1 protein-coding gene is annotated in these 307 nt (G+C 40.4%); it reads left to right on the forward strand.

From position 1 onward, the window contains the following. Positions 1 to 76 precede the first annotated feature (76 nt). Positions 77 to 307, forward strand: a 231-nt coding sequence (gene tnpA, locus IV91_RS17455) for an IS200/IS605 family transposase (RefSeq protein WP_150112493.1), incomplete at its 3' end; no start/stop codon positions are given.

Consider the following 307-nt stretch of genomic DNA (forward strand, 5'->3'; position numbering starts at 1 on the left):
TGGGGAGGAAAGCGGGAAGTTGGTTTTGACTTAGATTTGTCTTGCATTATATATCTAGCATCTGTATAATTAGTACATGAGCGATTACACCATAAAATACAAGAGCAACCTGAACGTAGTTTACTCTTGCAAGTACCAGGTTATTTGGTGTCCTAAGTATCGGCGTTCGGTTTTAGTGAATGGCGTTGACGTTCGGCTGAAAGAAATTATACAAGACGTTGCTACTGAGTATAAATGTGAAATATTGGAACTTGAGGTTATGCCGGATCATGTACATTTACTGGTAGAGGTTGACCCCCAGTTCGGA

This window comes from Ferrovum myxofaciens (assembly GCF_000735045.1).
In the GTDB taxonomy this organism is placed as follows: Bacteria; Pseudomonadota; Gammaproteobacteria; order Burkholderiales; family Ferrovaceae; genus Ferrovum; species Ferrovum myxofaciens.